This is a genomic window from Sulfuriferula sp. AH1 (genome assembly GCF_002162035.1).
Taxonomy (GTDB): domain Bacteria; phylum Pseudomonadota; class Gammaproteobacteria; order Burkholderiales; family Sulfuriferulaceae; genus Sulfuriferula.
This window is the reverse complement of sequence record NZ_CP021138.1, coordinates 583,107-597,728: the sequence shown is the minus strand read 5'-3', so window position 1 is coordinate 597,728 and position 14,622 is coordinate 583,107. Positions and strand designations below refer to the sequence as shown.

Annotated in this window: 16 protein-coding genes; 4 read left to right on the top strand and 12 right to left on the bottom strand. The window is 57.3% G+C overall.

From position 1 onward, the window contains the following. Positions 1-58 precede the first annotated feature (58 nt). From CAP31_RS03035 to CAP31_RS03020, 4 genes are read left to right on the top strand one after another with little or no spacing between them, the layout of a single operon-like run. Positions 59-1,039 (top strand): tetratricopeptide repeat protein, encoded by a 981-nt coding sequence (locus tag CAP31_RS03035; RefSeq protein WP_087446186.1) that lies wholly within the window; start codon positions 59-61, stop codon positions 1,037-1,039. An 18-nt stretch (positions 1,040-1,057) separates the two neighbouring features. Beyond that, the gene (locus CAP31_RS03030) at positions 1,058-2,287 is read left to right on the top strand and encodes a murein L,D-transpeptidase family protein (protein ID WP_087446185.1); all 1,230 of its coding nucleotides are present in this window, start codon (positions 1,058-1,060) and stop codon (positions 2,285-2,287) included. A 33-nt stretch (positions 2,288-2,320) separates the two neighbouring features. After that, a complete protein-coding gene (locus CAP31_RS03025) occupies positions 2,321-2,812 on the top strand; it encodes a peptidylprolyl isomerase (protein ID WP_087446184.1) in 492 nt (163 codons plus the stop codon). A 2-nt stretch (positions 2,813-2,814) separates the two neighbouring features. Further along, positions 2,815-3,558, top strand: a complete 744-nt coding sequence (locus CAP31_RS03020) for a UDP-2,3-diacylglucosamine diphosphatase (protein WP_087446183.1) — start codon at positions 2,815-2,817, stop codon at positions 3,556-3,558. Here CAP31_RS03020 and CAP31_RS03015 read toward each other — a convergent pair. From CAP31_RS03015 to CAP31_RS02960, 12 genes are all read right to left on the bottom strand, one after another. Beyond that, positions 3,534-4,133 carry a hypothetical protein gene (locus tag CAP31_RS03015; protein ID WP_087446182.1) on the bottom strand — a complete coding sequence of 200 codons (600 nt, stop codon included), beginning with the start codon at positions 4,131-4,133 and terminating at the stop codon, positions 3,534-3,536. The two genes, CAP31_RS03020 and CAP31_RS03015, sit on opposite strands and share 25 nt — an antisense overlap. 73 nt (positions 4,134-4,206) lie before the next feature. After that, the gene (locus CAP31_RS03010; protein WP_087446181.1) at positions 4,207-5,385 is read right to left on the bottom strand and encodes an O-succinylhomoserine sulfhydrylase; all 1,179 of its coding nucleotides are present in this window, start codon (positions 5,383-5,385) and stop codon (positions 4,207-4,209) included. Positions 5,386-5,541: 156 nt separating this feature from the next. Further along, positions 5,542-7,062 (bottom strand): amidophosphoribosyltransferase, encoded by a 1,521-nt coding sequence (purF, locus tag CAP31_RS03005; RefSeq protein WP_087446180.1) that lies wholly within the window; start codon positions 7,060-7,062, stop codon positions 5,542-5,544. 9 nt (positions 7,063-7,071) lie between these two features. Next, positions 7,072-7,560: a CvpA family protein gene (locus CAP31_RS03000; RefSeq protein ID WP_087446179.1), complete on the bottom strand. Its 489-nt coding sequence runs from the start codon at positions 7,558-7,560 to the stop codon at positions 7,072-7,074. A 9-nt stretch (positions 7,561-7,569) separates the two neighbouring features. Continuing rightward, on the bottom strand, positions 7,570-8,394 hold the full coding sequence (locus tag CAP31_RS02995) for an SPOR domain-containing protein (protein ID WP_087446178.1): 825 nt from the start codon (positions 8,392-8,394) through the stop codon (positions 7,570-7,572). Between the two features lie 15 nt (positions 8,395-8,409). Beyond that, complete coding sequence (folC, locus tag CAP31_RS02990) at positions 8,410-9,657, bottom strand: bifunctional tetrahydrofolate synthase/dihydrofolate synthase (protein WP_087446177.1); 1,248 nt, start codon at positions 9,655-9,657, stop codon at positions 8,410-8,412. Beyond that, complete coding sequence (gene accD / locus CAP31_RS02985; RefSeq protein ID WP_087446176.1) at positions 9,657-10,526, bottom strand: acetyl-CoA carboxylase, carboxyltransferase subunit beta; 870 nt, start codon at positions 10,524-10,526, stop codon at positions 9,657-9,659. Before accD ends, folC begins: the two co-directional genes overlap by 1 nt. A 41-nt stretch (positions 10,527-10,567) precedes the next feature. After that, positions 10,568-11,365: a tryptophan synthase subunit alpha gene (gene trpA, locus CAP31_RS02980; protein WP_087446175.1), complete on the bottom strand. Its 798-nt coding sequence runs from the start codon at positions 11,363-11,365 to the stop codon at positions 10,568-10,570. Between the two features lie 30 nt (positions 11,366-11,395). Beyond that, the gene (gene trpB, locus CAP31_RS02975) at positions 11,396-12,595 is read right to left on the bottom strand and encodes a tryptophan synthase subunit beta (protein WP_087446174.1); all 1,200 of its coding nucleotides are present in this window, start codon (positions 12,593-12,595) and stop codon (positions 11,396-11,398) included. Continuing rightward, complete coding sequence (locus CAP31_RS02970) at positions 12,582-13,205, bottom strand: phosphoribosylanthranilate isomerase (RefSeq protein WP_087446173.1); 624 nt, start codon at positions 13,203-13,205, stop codon at positions 12,582-12,584. The genes trpB and CAP31_RS02970 overlap by 14 nt, the downstream gene beginning before the upstream one ends. Beyond that, positions 13,206-14,006: a tRNA pseudouridine(38-40) synthase TruA gene (gene truA, locus CAP31_RS02965; RefSeq protein WP_087446172.1), complete on the bottom strand. Its 801-nt coding sequence runs from the start codon at positions 14,004-14,006 to the stop codon at positions 13,206-13,208. After that, a complete protein-coding gene (locus CAP31_RS02960; protein ID WP_087446171.1) occupies positions 14,003-14,599 on the bottom strand; it encodes a CbiQ family ECF transporter T component in 597 nt (198 codons plus the stop codon). Before CAP31_RS02960 ends, truA begins: the two co-directional genes overlap by 4 nt. Positions 14,600-14,622 lie beyond the last annotated feature (23 nt).

Genomic DNA, 14,622 nt, shown 5'->3' with positions numbered 1-14,622 from the left:
AGCGCGAGTTCTTGCTAGAATTGAACCCCCTGATTAGTGGTCGGTCGAGTATATCATAATGAAACGAACTCCCCTTTTTGCGCTGTTATTCGCTGTCGTCACCGGTTACGCGGCTCTGGCTTATGCTGCTCCGAACACGGAATTTCAAGAAATCAATAACTTATTCAAACAAGGTCAATATGCTCCCGCCCTTGACCGGGTCAATACTTACATCAGCAAAAATCCGCAGGACGCTCAAGCCCGTTTCCTTAAAGGCCTGATACTCACCGAACAGAACAAGAACGCCGAAGCCATCAAGGTATTTACCGGCCTGACCGAAGATTTCCCGGAACTGCCGGAACCGTACAATAACCTGGCTGTGCTGTATGCCGCACAGGGTCAGTACGAAAAGGCGAAAAACGCGCTGGAAATGGCGATTCACACCCATCCTAGCTATGCCACTGCCCATGAGAATCTGGGTGACATTTACGCCAAAATGGCCTCCATCGCTTACGATAAAGCGCTGCAACTGGATAACAACAACGCTTCTGCGCAAACCAAGCTCTCGCTTATCAAGGAATTATTCAGCGGACGCAGGGCGCCGACGATCGCCCGAGTCAGCGACAACAACAACAGCAAGGTCAAACCGGCTGCCGTCGTAGCTGTTGCCAAACCGGTCGAAGCCAGGCCGGCGCCATCAGACCCCACACCGGCGCCAGTCGACAACAGCGGCGCAAAAGAGGCAGTACAGGCCTGGGCCCATGCATGGGCCAGCAGAAATGTGGATGCGTATCTGGCAGCCTACTCACCAAAATTCAAGCCGCCCAAGGGCGAATCGCGCAGCAGCTGGGAGAATACGCGCCGGCAACGCATCACCGCGCCGAAGAAGATCGAAGTGGCATTATCCGATATCAGTGTAGCCAGCGATGACAGCAATCATGCTACGGTGACCTTCAAACAGAGCTATCGCTCCGATCGCCTGAGCACGACCGCGCACAAGATACTGGAACTTACCAAGTCTGGTGGAAAATGGCTGATTACCGAGGAGCGGTCACGTTAATTCGTTGCTGTATCAGCCATGTTAGGTAAATACACCGTCGCCATGCTCCTGCTTTGCAGTGTAAGTGCCGCAACGACGCAAGCCGATGAAAAACTGGCCATGGCGGGGATGCCGTTTGACTCCCATACCCGGTCCATGGTGGTTTCACCGAGAAACTATACCGACTCCCTGCTGGCGCAGACGCTACTGTCCATCCAGCAGAACCGTCTGGACGTTGCACTCCGGCAGATCGAGAACCTGCTTCATCTGCATCCGGATTTCCATCTGGCTCAACTCATCTACGGCGATCTGTTGCTGGCACGCGCCCAGCCGTTGACTACCATAGGCAATGTCAATGCACCTGCCGCCAAGCTCAATGATCTGCGTGACGAAGCACGCGCACGCCTGAACAGCTATATCGATCGCCCGATCGTCGGCATGATTCCGGAGCAATTGCTGCAGCTCGACGCCAGCATTCCGGCAGCCATCGTCGTTGACACGTCAAAGTCGCGCTTGTATGTTTTCCAGAATCAGGATGGCAGGCTGAACAACGTTGCCGATTTTTATGTCACCATCGGCAAAAACGGCATCGACAAAACCCGTGAAGGTGACGGGCGGACGCCGCTCGGCGTGTACTACATCACCCAGAAACTGGAAGGCAGCAAGCTGCCCGACTTGTACGGAAGCTTTGCGTTCCCGCTCAATTTCCCCAATGACTGGGATGAAAAACAGGGCAATCTGGGTCATGGCATCTGGCTGCACGGCACGGTCAGCAGCACTTACAGCCGCCCGCCCAAGGCCAGCGACGGTTGCGTGGTGCTAACCAACAACGATTTGAACGAACTCGGCAAATACCTGACGCCAGGCGTGACGCCGGTGGTGATCACCGGCCACATCAAATGGGTACAGCCGCAGACTGCAGAGCCAGACAAGGATGCACTGATGCGTCAGGTCGAGGCCTGGCGCCGCGACTGGGAAAGCCGCAATACCGCGTTATACTTGCGCCATTACGCTGCCGATTTTACCGCCAATGGCACCAGACTGAATGAATGGGCCGCAGGCAAGCGACGCGTCAATCAGACCAAAACCTGGATCAAGGTCGATTTGTCGAAAGTCAGCATATTCGAATATCCGGGGCAGAAACACATGTACATGGTCAGCTTCGATCAGAGCTACCGCAGCAACAACCTCAGCAATGTCACGCACAAGCGGCAGTACTGGGTGCAACATAACGGCATCTGGAAAATCGTTGCCGAAAACGGCGCTTAACCTTTCTTTTTCAACCACACGGGATTACATATCATGGTCAAACTTCACACCAACTTCGGCGTCATCACTCTGGAACTCAACGCAGAAAAGGCACCAAAAACGGTCGCCAATTTTCTCGAATACGTGAACAGCGGTTTTTATGACAACACCGTTTTCCACCGCGTCATCGACGGATTCATGATCCAGGGCGGCGGTTTCGAACCTGGCATGAAACAGAAACCAACCAACGCGCAAATCGAGAACGAGGCAGCGAACGGTCTCACCAACGACAACTACACCGTCGCCATGGCACGCACACCCGATCCGCATTCCGCTTCGTCGCAGTTCTTCATCAACGTGAAGAACAACAGCTTCCTCAATTTCAGCGCGCCTACTTCGCAAGGCTTCGGCTACTGCGTATTCGGCAAAGTCGTTGAAGGCATGGATGTGGTCGACAAGATCAAGAAAGTAAAAACCGGCAACAAGGCGGGACATCAGGACGTGCCTGTCGAAGACGTCGTCATCGAACGTGCCGAGGTGGTGTAACAGTGTCGGTCAAAGACAGCGCACACAGCCTGTTCATCTCGGATTTGCATCTGAGCGACAGCCGGCCTGCAATCAGCCGGCTGTTTTTCGATTTCCTGCAACAGACCGCGATTCATGCCGATGCGCTGTATATTCTGGGCGACCTGTTTGAATACTGGCTGGGCGACGACACGCTGGATGCCCCGCTCAATCAGCAGGTATGCCGGGAACTGCGCCAATTGGCCGACAGCGGAGTAAACGTGTATTTCATGCACGGCAACCGCGATTTCCTGATCGCGGAACGTTTCGCCAGCGCCTGCCATGCGACCCTGCTTGCCGACCCAGCTCTGGTTAATCTGTACGGTACCCCTACCTTGCTGATGCACGGCGACACACTGTGTACCGATGACGTGAAATATCTGGCTTTTCGCACGCAGGTGCACGATCCGAACTGGCAAAACCAGTTCCTCGCCCAACCGCTGGCAGCCCGCATCAGCATGGCACAACAGGCACGTGCGCAAAGCGAATCAGATAAACAGGAAAAGTCCACCGAGATCATGGACGTCAACGACGACGCGGTGCGTGAGATATTGCGCCAGCATCATTATCCGCGCCTTATCCATGGCCATACACACCGGTCGGCGCAACACACCGTCAGCCTCGACGGTCGCGCTTGCCAGCGCTGGGTACTGCCTGACTGGTATGACAACGGCGGCTATTTGCGCTGCGATGCGCACACTTGTCAGTTCGCCAGCCTGACTGTCTGATAGGATTTGGGCACGACAAACAAATCCGCCTGCATCGGTAGCTGCCGGTTGGATTCATAGCGACGGGTGCGTCCGTCACTGGCGATATCCTCCAGCGGCAAGCCATACTGAAACAAGCGCGGGATATCCAGTACATAACGCGCCAGATCGCATTCATCGCGCATTTCCGGCGGTGTGCGCTGCCAGGTTTGCGCCTGACTCGGCGCCAGCGCCTTCCAGTATTGCTGCAAGGCCTTGACCGTATCCGGCAGCAAGGTTGCCGCGGCGGTTACTTGCCCGCAGGTCTTGCCATTCACCGCCCAGGCAAAGCGCCGGGTAGTCGGCGCCAACTGCTTGACCGTTTGCGTAATTTTCCAGGGCTGCGGCTTGCTCAGCCGTACTATTTTGCTCTCATAGCGGTACGCGCGCTGTTCGCTGCGAATCACGTTCAGCAACTCGCCGCTGGCGCGATCGAGCAGTACGAAATCGCCGTTATCGTTACCCGTATCCATGCGCAAATAATCCGGGGTCACCAGTATCCGCGTACGATATGCGGCCGTACCCGGATCGGCGTCCTGATAGTTCAGTTCCGACATGGTCGCTGCTGCTGCCCATGCCGATACAGCGCATATCGATGCGCACAACCCGGCCAATCCCCGACCCAAATTTTTATAGCGCATCGAGTCCTCGCGCCAGATCGTTCTGAATATCGCGGATGGATTCCAAACCCACCGCCACCCTCAGCAGGCCGTCGCGTATACCTGCACTGGCGCGCTGCTCTGCAGTCAGACGGCTATGCGTCGTCGTGCTCGGGTGCGTGATCGTGGTTTTGGCATCGCCAAGATTGGCGGTGATGGAAATCATGCGGGTGCTGTCCACCACTCGCCATGCCGCATCCTTGCCGCCCCTGACTTCGAAGGCGACGATACCGCCGCCTGTACGCTGCTGGCGCATCGCCAGTTCGTGCTGCGGATGGGACGGCAGACCGGGGTAATACACGCGCTCGACCTGCGGATGCGCTTCCAGCCATTGCGCCAGCATCAACGCCGATGCCGAATGCGCATCCATGCGCAATTTCAGCGTCTCCAGTCCTTTCAGGAATATCCAGGCGTTAAACGCACTCAAGGTAGGGCCGGCTGTGCGCAAGAAGCCGTACACACCTTCCAGCAACTGATGATTGCCCAGCACTGCGCCGCCGAGTACGCGTCCTTGTCCGTCCAGATACTTGGTCGCGGAATGGATCACGATATCCGCGTCCAGCGCCAATGGCCGCTGCAGCGCCGGCGAGCAGAAACAGTTATCGACCGCCAGCCTGGCGCCGGACTGCTGCGCCAGCGCCGCTAGCGCGCTGATGTCGCTCACCTCGGTTAACGGATTGGACGGCGATTCGACAAAGAACAGCTTGGTGTTGGGACGCAGCGCTGCCTGCCATTCGCCGATATCGGTCGGCGACACGAAGGTCGTCTCCACGCCAAAACGCCCGATGATGTTATTGAACAGCTGTACCGTCGAACCGAAGATGGAGCGCGAAGCGATGATATGATCACCTGCCGACAGCAAGCCCATTACCGTCGCCAGGATGGCGGACATGCCGGAAGCGGTGGCGACACAACGCTCGGCGCCTTCCAGCGCGGCGAGCCGCTGCTCGAACATGGTGACGGTAGGATTGGTAAAGCGCGCGTAAATATTGCCCGGCTGGTCGCCGCGGAATCGCGCCTCGGCTTCGGCCGCATTGTTGAACACAAAGCTGGAGGTCAGGTACAGTGCTTCACTGTGCTCATTGAACTGGCTGCGGCTGATGCCGGCGCGTACCGCCAGGGTTTCTATGTCGTAATCTTCATTATCCATTTTCTGCTCCTAATAAAAAACCCGCTTCGACCATGCCAGCCAAAACGGGTTATGCCGCTTTAGCAGTATTTGTAATGCGCCCGCAAGCTGTTTCAAATCGGCGCGTAATCATATTAAACTGCTGGCTCGTTATCCGTCAATCAGTTCAGCAGACTCCTAGTTGCCCCGAGCCAGATTCAGGTCCAGCTGCAAGGTGTCCGGGCTTTGACTGCCCTTATCCGAACCGCAGCGCATGGATTCGATCAGATCGAGGTACTCCGCAGTAATATCGCCGGTTACGTATTTGCCATTGAAACACGAGGTATCGAAGTGCTGCAGGGCGGGGTTGATCTCCCGCACCGCCTCGATCAGGGCATCGATATCCTGGTATACCAGCGCATCCGCACCGATCTCGCGCGCGATCTCTTCATCGGTGCGTCCGGTGGCGAGCAATTCCTGGCGCGTAGGCATGTCGATGCCATACACGTTAGGAAACCGCACCGGCGGCGCAGCCGATGCGAAGAACACCTTGTTGGCGCCGGCATCCCGTGCCATTTGCACGATCTCGCGGCTGGTCGTGCCGCGCACGATGGAGTCATCGACCAGCAGGACGTTCTTGTCTTTGAATTCCATGCCGATCGCATTGAGTTTCTGGCGTACCGACTTCTTGCGCATCGCTTGGCCGGGCATGATGAAAGTGCGGCCGATATAACGATTCTTGATGAAACCTTCGCGGTAAGACAGTCCCAAAGCGTTGGCTAATTGCAGCGCGCTGGGGCGGCTGGTATCGGGGATCGGGATCACCACATCAATGCGCAGATGCGCCCATTGCTTGCGTATCTTTTCTGCCAGTTGCTCGCCCATGCGCAGCCGGGTCTCGTAGACCGAAACACCGTCTATCACGGAATCCGGGCGCGCCAGATAGACGTATTCGAAGATGCAGGGGAAATATTGCGGATTGTCCGCACATTGCTGGCTGTGCAGCTTGCCAAAGGCATCGATATAAATGGCTTCGCCAGGCGCCACGTCGCGCAGCACCTTGAAATCGAGCGCATCGATCGCCACGCTTTCGGACGCTACCATGTATTCGGTGCCCATTTCGGTCTGACGGCTGCCGATAATCAATGGGCGGATACCATAGGGATCACGGAACGCCAGCAAGCCATGCCCGGCAATCATCGCCACCACGGCATAGGCGCCGCGACAACGGCGATGCACGCCGCTCACAGCCTTGAAGATGCGGTCAACGCTGAGGCGGTCGGTATTGCCGACTTCAACCAGTTCATGCGCCAGCACATTCAGCAGCACTTCGGAATCGGAACTGGTGTTGACGTGGCGCAAATCCAGCCGGAACAAATCTTCCTTGAGCTGATCGGTATTGGTCAGATTGCCGTTATGCGCCAGCACGACGCCGTAAGGCGAATTCACATAGAACGGCTGTGCTTCGGCACTTGAAGCGGCATTGCCTGCGGTAGGATAGCGTACATGGCCGATGCCGGAATTACCCAGCAGATTGCGCATATCGCGGGTACGGAACACGTCGCGCACCAAGCCGTTGGCCTTATGCATATGGAACACGTTACCCTCTGCGGTGACTATCCCTGCAGCATCCTGTCCGCGATGCTGCAATACCAGCAGACCATCGTAGAGCAACTGGTTGACGGGAGTATGAGAAACGATGCCGATTATGCCGCACATAGGAAGACCCTAAAATTGTATGTGTTGAACCAAACTATCAGGCAACCACGGCTTAACCATGACTGCCAACTTGACCAAAGAAGGCGCGAACAGTGCGTGCTGCCACAACCCGGTTTTCGGCAATGCGGTCAAACCCGCCAGCAGCACCAGCGTAAGCACGATTACCATGCCTCTTGCTGCGCCGAATACCAGCCCCAGCAGTCTGTCCATGACGCCCAGGCCAGCTGCCTTGAGCGATTCTGCCAATAACAGGCTCAATAACATCGCCACTGCCATGACAATGACGAACACCAGAATGAACCCGCCAAGATAGCGCAACGCCGGATTGCTGATCATCGCAGGCATCCAGCCTGCCGCTGCATCGGCAAAGGTTTTGGCCATGATGAAGGCCACTACCCAGGCAGCCAGCGATAATATTTCCTTGACGCCACCACGCATAATGCCGAGTAGCATCGACAATCCCACGATACCTGACACCACGAAATCGAAACCGGTCACGATTTCGCTCTATTTGTGCGCCAGCGGCACGATTTGTGCCTGCACACCCGCAGCATTGATCCTGGCCAGCACCTTGTCGGCCTGCCCGCGTTCGGCAAAGGGACCGGCCCTCACCCGTGTCGCGCCGCTCGGCAGGTTTTCTGTATATGTGGTCACTCCCACCGCATTCAAGCGCTCGCGAAGCTGCCGTACATTGTCGGCGCTGCTGAACGCGCCCAATTGCACAACGTAGTGGCTGGCAGGCGCATCCGTATGAAGATTGCTCTTGGCGGGAACTGGTTGGGATGCGGGCGGGATTGCCGCTGCCTGCTTGGCTTTCGCTGCCTGCTGGGCTTTTTCTGCGGCGAGTGCAGACTGGCGTGCCATTTCCTTATCGTGCGCCAGTTGCACTTGCTGCGCCTGTTTGGCTTTTTCCGCCGCCAAAGCCACGTTGGCTTCGTCAGCTTTGCGCTGTGCTTCCTGTTGCTGTGTCTGTTTGGCTTCGGCGATCTGTTTCTGCTGCGCGGCATCGGCAGGCGCGGGGTCGGCAGATGTCTGGGCTGTGTCCGCTTTCGTTGCCGATTCGGACTTGTCTGTCCCGGAATTAACCGCCGGAACCGAAATTGCGGCCGCTACCGCCGGGACAGCGGGTGCCGCTGCAACCGCAGGAGTAGAAGCAGCCGCCAAGCCCGGCATATTGATCGCAATATCGGAATTCAAGGGACGGGGTGCCTGATCGAGCACCAGCGGCAAGACGATCGCGGCGCCGATTAACAAAGTCGCTGCACCCAACAGACGTTGCCGTGCACGCTTTTTCAATCGCAGCTGTTCTTCAGACGTGGCTTGAATGGCCATACATGAGCTTCCTAATTAGCCGACTATCAATCGCAGGATGGCGGCGACGGTATAAAAGGAACCAAAGACGCATATTCTATCATTTTCCCGTGCTTGTTCACAGGCAAAAGTCCAGGCGGATTCCACATTGTCCATCGCCAGCACTTCGCTGATGCCGGCCGCGGTCAATGCATTCTGTATCATCTCCGCTGGCGCGCCACGCGGCACATCCAGCCCGGCGATATACCAGACATCGACCACACCGGACATGGCAGCGACAACCCCTGCGATATCCTTGTCTGCCAGCATCGCAAACACCGCGTAAGTTTTGCCGGATACCGGGGTCTGCGCCAGATTGGCTGCCAGCGCGCTCGCCCCATGCGGATTATGCGCGACATCCAGGATACGCTGCGGCTTTTCAGCCATGATCTGGAATCGCCCAGGTACTCGGGCATGCAGCAAACCTTCGCGCACTGCATGCTCCTTCAACGCAAAAACAGGCGCCAGACTTTCCAGAGCGGCAATCGCTGTGGCCGCATTATTCAACTGATAATCGCCGCGCATAACGGGTAGCGGCAAATTCCGATAATGCTGGACACCCTGATAATCCCAGCCCGACACCTGCTTGCGGAACTGGAATGCCTCGCCAATTGCCCGCCAGTCGGCACCCAGACGCCTCGCTTCGTCCTGCAACACGGAGGGGGGGGCAACATCGCCACAGACTGCCGGACGCCCGGCACGGAAAATACCCGCCTTTTCTCGCGCGATCTGCTCGCGGGTGGTGCCCAGATATTCGGTATGATCGATGTCGATACTGGTAATCACGGCGCAATCGGCATCAAATACATTGACAGCATCCAGACGGCCGCCCAGCCCCACTTCGAGAATCGCGATATCGACAGCCGCCTGTTCAAACAGCCACATCGCTGCCAGCGTACCGAATTCAAAATAGCTCAACGATACGGAGCCACGCGCCGCCTCTATGGCAGCGAATGCTGCACACAGCGCGGCGTCACTGACTTCGGTCTGCGCGATGCGCACTCTTTCGTTGTAGCGCAGCAGATGCGGCGACGTGTACAGCCCGACGCGATAGCCTGCGGCACTCAGCATCGATTCCAGATAGGCGCAGGTTGAGCCTTTGCCGTTGGTACCACCGACGATAATGATCGGGGTCCGCACAAGCGGAAGCAGTGTCCCGCGGACTTGCGCAACCCGTTCCAGCCCGAGATCAATGACTTGCGGATGCAACCCCTCGAGGTAATCCAGCCATTGAGCTAAATTCATCAAGCTACCGCTGATTTGCGCTGCATCATCGCCAGCAGGCTGGATAAACGCTCGCGCATTTCACGCCGGTCGATAATCAGATCGACTGCGCCGTGTTCTTGCAGGAATTCGGCGCGCTGGAAGCCTTCAGGCAGCGTTTCGCGCACGGTCTGCTCGATCACCCGCGGCCCGGCAAAGCCGATCAAGGCGCGCGGTTCGGCAATGATCACATCACCCAACATCGCGAAACTGGCCGACACGCCGCCCATGGTCGGGTCGGTCAGCACGGAAATAAAGGGCAGTTTGGCTTCCGCCAGCTTGGTCAGCGCGGCACTGGTTTTTGCCATCTGCATCAGCGAGAACAAGCCTTCCTGCATCCGGGCACCGCCACTGGCGGCATAACACACGAACGGCACTTTGTCCTGCAGGCAGACTTCGATGCCGCGCACAAAACGCTCGCCTACCACCGCCCCCATCGAGCCGCCCATGAATTTGAATTCAAAAGCAGCCACGACTAACGGCACATTGACTACCTTGCCTTTCATGACGACAAGCGCATCCTTTTCACTGGTAGCGCGTTGCGCTTCGAGCAAACGATCGCTGTATTTTTTGCTGTCCTTGAATTTCAACGTATCGACCGGCGTCACTTCCGCACCGATTTCAAACCGGCCTTCGGTATCCAGCAGCATATTCAGTCGCGTACGCGCACCAATCCGGTGGTGATGGGCGCAATTCGGACACACTTCCATATTGCGTTCCAGATCGGCGCGATACAGGACTGTCTCACACGATGGGCATTTACTCCACAGCCCCTCCGGCATCACCTTTTTCGGGTCTTCCGCCAGACGGCGATTAATCTTGGGGCGCAATATTTTCTGAAACCAACTCATGGCAATTCCTTCATTCTTGAAAACGGTACGTTGTACCTGACTTAAGCCGTCACATCCATCGCTGCGCGCACGCCGGCAACAAACGTCGTCAAATTCGCCACCACCTGTTCGCGCGGCGAGTTTTCTATTTCTTCCACAATCCGGCTACCGATTACGACCGCATCAGCAAACTTCGCAATGGCTGCTGCAGTCTGCGCATCACGGATACCGAAACCCACGCCGACCGGCAGCCCGCAGCGCTCGCGTATCACCGGAATATGTCCGGCAACTTCGGCCAGATCCAGATTGGCGGAGCCGGTTACGCCTTTCAGCGATACATAATAGACGAAACCGCTGGCTTTGCTCGCCACCAGATTGATGCGCGCATCCGGGGTGGTCGGCGACAGCAGGAATATCGTATCTATGCCGGCGGCCATGAATATCTCCGCCACACTTTCTTCCGGCGGAATATCCACCGTCAGCACGCCGTCCACGCCGGCAGCGGCTGCCGCCTGGGCAAACACGGCGTAACCCATATGTTCAATTGGATTGGCATAACCCATCAGCACGATCGGCGTAGTGGTGTTGGTGGCTCGAAACTCGGTTACCATCGCCAGCACGTCCTTCAAACCGACATGATGCTTGAGCGCCCGTTCCGATGCGCGCTGTATGGTAGGGCCATCCGCCATCGGGTCGGAAAACGGCACGCCCAGCTCGATGATATCCGCCCCTGCAGCAGCCAGGCCGTGCAGAATTTGCACCGTCAGCTGCGGATCCGGGTCCCCTGCGGTGATAAACGGAATCAGCGCTGCCTTGTGTTGCGCGTTGAGTTGGGCAAAAGTCTGCTTGATACGGCTCATATTTACTCTCTACAAAATTTCCGGCGCTGTTTAAAGTGTGATGCCCGACAGTTTCGCCACGGTGTTGATGTCCTTATCACCGCGCCCGGACAGGTTCACCAGCAGTATCCGGTCCTTGCTCATGCCAGGCGCGATTTTGGCCGCATGTGCCAGCGCATGGCTGGATTCGAGTGCCGGGATAATGCCCTCGAAACGGCACAAGTCATGAAAAGCGCGCATCGCCTCGTCGTCGTTAATGGCAACATATTCGGCGCGACCGCTGTCTTTCAGCCAGGCATGTTCAGGACCGACGCCAGGATAATCCAGACCGGCAGAAATGGAATGCGTCTCGATGATCTGGCCGTTCTCATCCTGCATCAGGTAACTGCGGAAACCATGCAATATGCCGGGCGTACCCGCCGTCAGCGGCGCTGCATGGCGCCCGCTGGCGACACTCTCGCCGCCTGCCTCGACACCGATCAGGCGTACGTTGTTATGTTCGAGATACGGATAGAAAATGCCGATGGCGTTGGAGCCGCCGCCGACACAGGCAATCACCGCATCAGGCTGGCGGCCGATCATGTCCGGCATCTGCGTCAGGCACTCTTCGCCGATAACCGACTGGAAATCGCGCACCAGCATGGGATACGGGTGCGGTCCGGCCGCGGTACCCAGAATGTAAAAAGTCGATTCGACGTTGGTGACCCAGTCGCGCATGGCTTCGTTTAGTGCGTCTTTCAAGGTCCTGGAACCGGAAGACACCGGCACCACGGTCGCACCCAGCAGCTTCATGCGGTACACGTTAGGCGACTGTCGCGCGACGTCTTCGGCACCCATGTACACCACGCATTCCATGCCGTAGCGAGCAGCCACCGTGGCGGACGCCACGCCGTGCTGCCCGGCACCTGTCTCCGCGATCACGCGCTTCTTGCCCATGCGCCGTGCCAGCAAAGCCTGCCCAATGGTATTGTTGATTTTATGCGCGCCGGTGTGGTTCAGATCCTCGCGCTTGAGATAAATCTGCGCACCGCCCAGATGTTCCGACCAGCGTTTCGCGTGATAGATCGGGCTAGGACGTCCGACATAGTGCTTGAGCTCATGACGAAACTCGGCCATGAACGCCGCATCCTCGCGCGCCAGCTCGTATTCCTGACGCAGTTCATCCAATGCCGCAATCAAGGTTTCCGCGACAAAAATACCGCCATAGGGGCCAAAATGACCGTGCTCATCTGGAAGTTCACCGATATGCATTACTTACCTCTTGAATAAATTGCACGACTTTCGCCGCATCCTTGATGCCTTTACTGATTTCCACACCGCTCGACACATCGACGGCCCACGGACGGGTTTGCTGAATCGCCGCAGCGACATTCTGCGCATCCAGGCCGCCTGACAGTATCAGCGGCAGGGGCAGGACCGGCGGAATCAGCGCCCAATCGAAACTGTGTCCAGTACCGCCCGCTTCACCCGGCACAAATGCATCGAGCAGGATACCTTGGGCATCATCGAACCGAGTTGCGTATTGTACCAAATCCAGCCCCGCTCTAACGCGAACCGCCTTAATATAAGGCAGCTTGAATTGACGGCAATAGACTGGGGATTCGTCGCCATGGAATTGCAACAGGCTGGGACGCACTTGTTCGATAACGGTCTGCACTTCGGCGGCATCCGCATCGACAAATAGCACCACGCTGCTCACAAACGCGGGCAAGGCCTGCGCGATTTCCCGCGCCTGAGCGATTTCGACATGACGCGGACTGGGCGGATAGAATACCAGCCCGATGGCATCCGCGCCTGCGTAGGCTGCATGCAGGGCGGCTTCGACCTGGGTGAGTCCGCAGATTTTAATTCGTGTTCGCATTCATTTATCCTCAATCCTGGAGATCGGCCGACAGGCACCACGGCTGTCGGGCAAACCCCACATTGCATCGTATTCGACATGGCACAGATGCAGACCGGCGGCTGCAAAAGTCGGCGCCGCGCGGGTACGGTCGCGCTGCTGCAGCAAATCGGCGATCCAGTCCGGCGGATATTTGCCCTGGCCGACGTACACCAATGCACCGACGATATTGCGCACCATATGATGCAAAAAAGCATTCGCTGTCAGCTCGAATACGACGAGATTGCCCTGTCCGGATACATTGAGTTGCCGCAGCACGCGCACGGGTGATCTCGCCTGGCATTCCGCCGCACGAAACGCACTGAAATCATGCTCGCCAACGAGCAAGGCAGCCGCCTGCTGCATCCGCGCAATATCCAGCGGTGCATGATACCAGCCCACCTGTCCGGCGTTGAGTGCCGGACGCACCGGATGATTCAGCAAATCGTAACGATAGCTGCGCGATATCGCACTAAAACGCGCATGAAAATCCGGGCCGACCAGTTGCGCCCACAGCACGGCGACTCCGTCAGGCAAAAACGCATTGGCACCGCGCACCCATGCCGTTAACGGACGCTCTATCGACACATCGAAGTGCACGATCTGTTCGGTCGCATGCACTCCGGTGTCAGTCCGGCCTGCTGCCACTACTGATACTGCATGTCCTGCAATCTGCGACAGGGCACGCTCCAGCGCATCTTGCACGCCACAGCCTTGCGGCTGATGCTGCCACCCGCAAAACTGGCTGCCGTTGTATTCCAAACCCAACGCAATACGCTTCATCTCACCCAGATCCCAAGCACCACCACACTCGCAATGCATGCATAATCAAGCCAACTTGACCGCTGCAGCGGCAATTCCAGCGACTGCACCATATCGTCACCCGCTGCAGGCGGATTGGATAATTGCTGCAAACGCTGCCTGAAAGACACGCGCCGCGCATCTTCCATCAGTGCTTCTGCATAGCGCATAGTCAGCCAGACACGCACTGCCATGCGTTCGGGTTCCAGGCCAACATATCGCAATGGCGCCATCAGCGTATAAATGCCCATCAGGATCGCCTCGCGGCTCAGCCGTGTCATCAACACCGCGAGCATGGCCAGCACCAGCATCAACCGCCAGCTCTGCAACAAACCGCTGCTTAATCCTATCTGACTTGGGCTATATGCCCCCAACGCCGGCCACAACGGTGTGCCGGGCAGGCTGTAGGCATGCATCAGCAACAAGACCAGCAATAGCCAGCGGCTGCGCCGGAGATAGCGGACAAACTGCTGCCGGGTACGCCGAGTGAATACCAACGCCGTCACCGTGCTGATGCCTGCCAATATCGGCGTATTCACCTGCATTATCCACACCATAAAAAACAGCCACAGCATTACTGCTGTGGCTGGATGACAGA

What these genes read in the sequence shown, in the direction of transcription:
- CAP31_RS03035 (WP_087446186.1), top strand. Translation starts at nt 59, where the DNA reads ATGAAACGAACTCCCCTTTTTGCGCTGTTATTCGCTGTCGTCACCGGT.
- CAP31_RS03030 (WP_087446185.1), top strand. Translation starts at nt 1,058, where the DNA reads ATGTTAGGTAAATACACCGTCGCCATGCTCCTGCTTTGCAGTGTAAGT.
- CAP31_RS03025 (WP_087446184.1), top strand. Translation starts at nt 2,321, where the DNA reads ATGGTCAAACTTCACACCAACTTCGGCGTCATCACTCTGGAACTCAAC.
- CAP31_RS03015 (WP_087446182.1), bottom strand. Translation starts at nt 4,133, where the DNA reads ATGTCGGAACTGAACTATCAGGACGCCGATCCGGGTACGGCCGCATAT.
- CAP31_RS03010 (WP_087446181.1), bottom strand. Translation starts at nt 5,385, where the DNA reads ATGGATAATGAAGATTACGACATAGAAACCCTGGCGGTACGCGCCGGC.
- purF (WP_087446180.1), bottom strand. Translation starts at nt 7,062, where the DNA reads ATGTGCGGCATAATCGGCATCGTTTCTCATACTCCCGTCAACCAGTTG.
- CAP31_RS02995 (WP_087446178.1), bottom strand. Translation starts at nt 8,394, where the DNA reads ATGGCCATTCAAGCCACGTCTGAAGAACAGCTGCGATTGAAAAAGCGT.
- folC (WP_087446177.1), bottom strand. Translation starts at nt 9,657, where the DNA reads ATGAATTTAGCTCAATGGCTGGATTACCTCGAGGGGTTGCATCCGCAA.
- accD (WP_087446176.1), bottom strand. Translation starts at nt 10,526, where the DNA reads ATGAGTTGGTTTCAGAAAATATTGCGCCCCAAGATTAATCGCCGTCTG.
- trpA (WP_087446175.1), bottom strand. Translation starts at nt 11,365, where the DNA reads ATGAGCCGTATCAAGCAGACTTTTGCCCAACTCAACGCGCAACACAAG.
- trpB (WP_087446174.1), bottom strand. Translation starts at nt 12,595, where the DNA reads ATGCATATCGGTGAACTTCCAGATGAGCACGGTCATTTTGGCCCCTAT.
- CAP31_RS02970 (WP_087446173.1), bottom strand. Translation starts at nt 13,205, where the DNA reads ATGCGAACACGAATTAAAATCTGCGGACTCACCCAGGTCGAAGCCGCC.
- truA (WP_087446172.1), bottom strand. Translation starts at nt 14,006, where the DNA reads ATGAAGCGTATTGCGTTGGGTTTGGAATACAACGGCAGCCAGTTTTGC.
- CAP31_RS02960 (WP_087446171.1), bottom strand. Translation starts at nt 14,599, where the DNA reads ATGCTGTGGCTGTTTTTTATGGTGTGGATAATGCAGGTGAATACGCCG.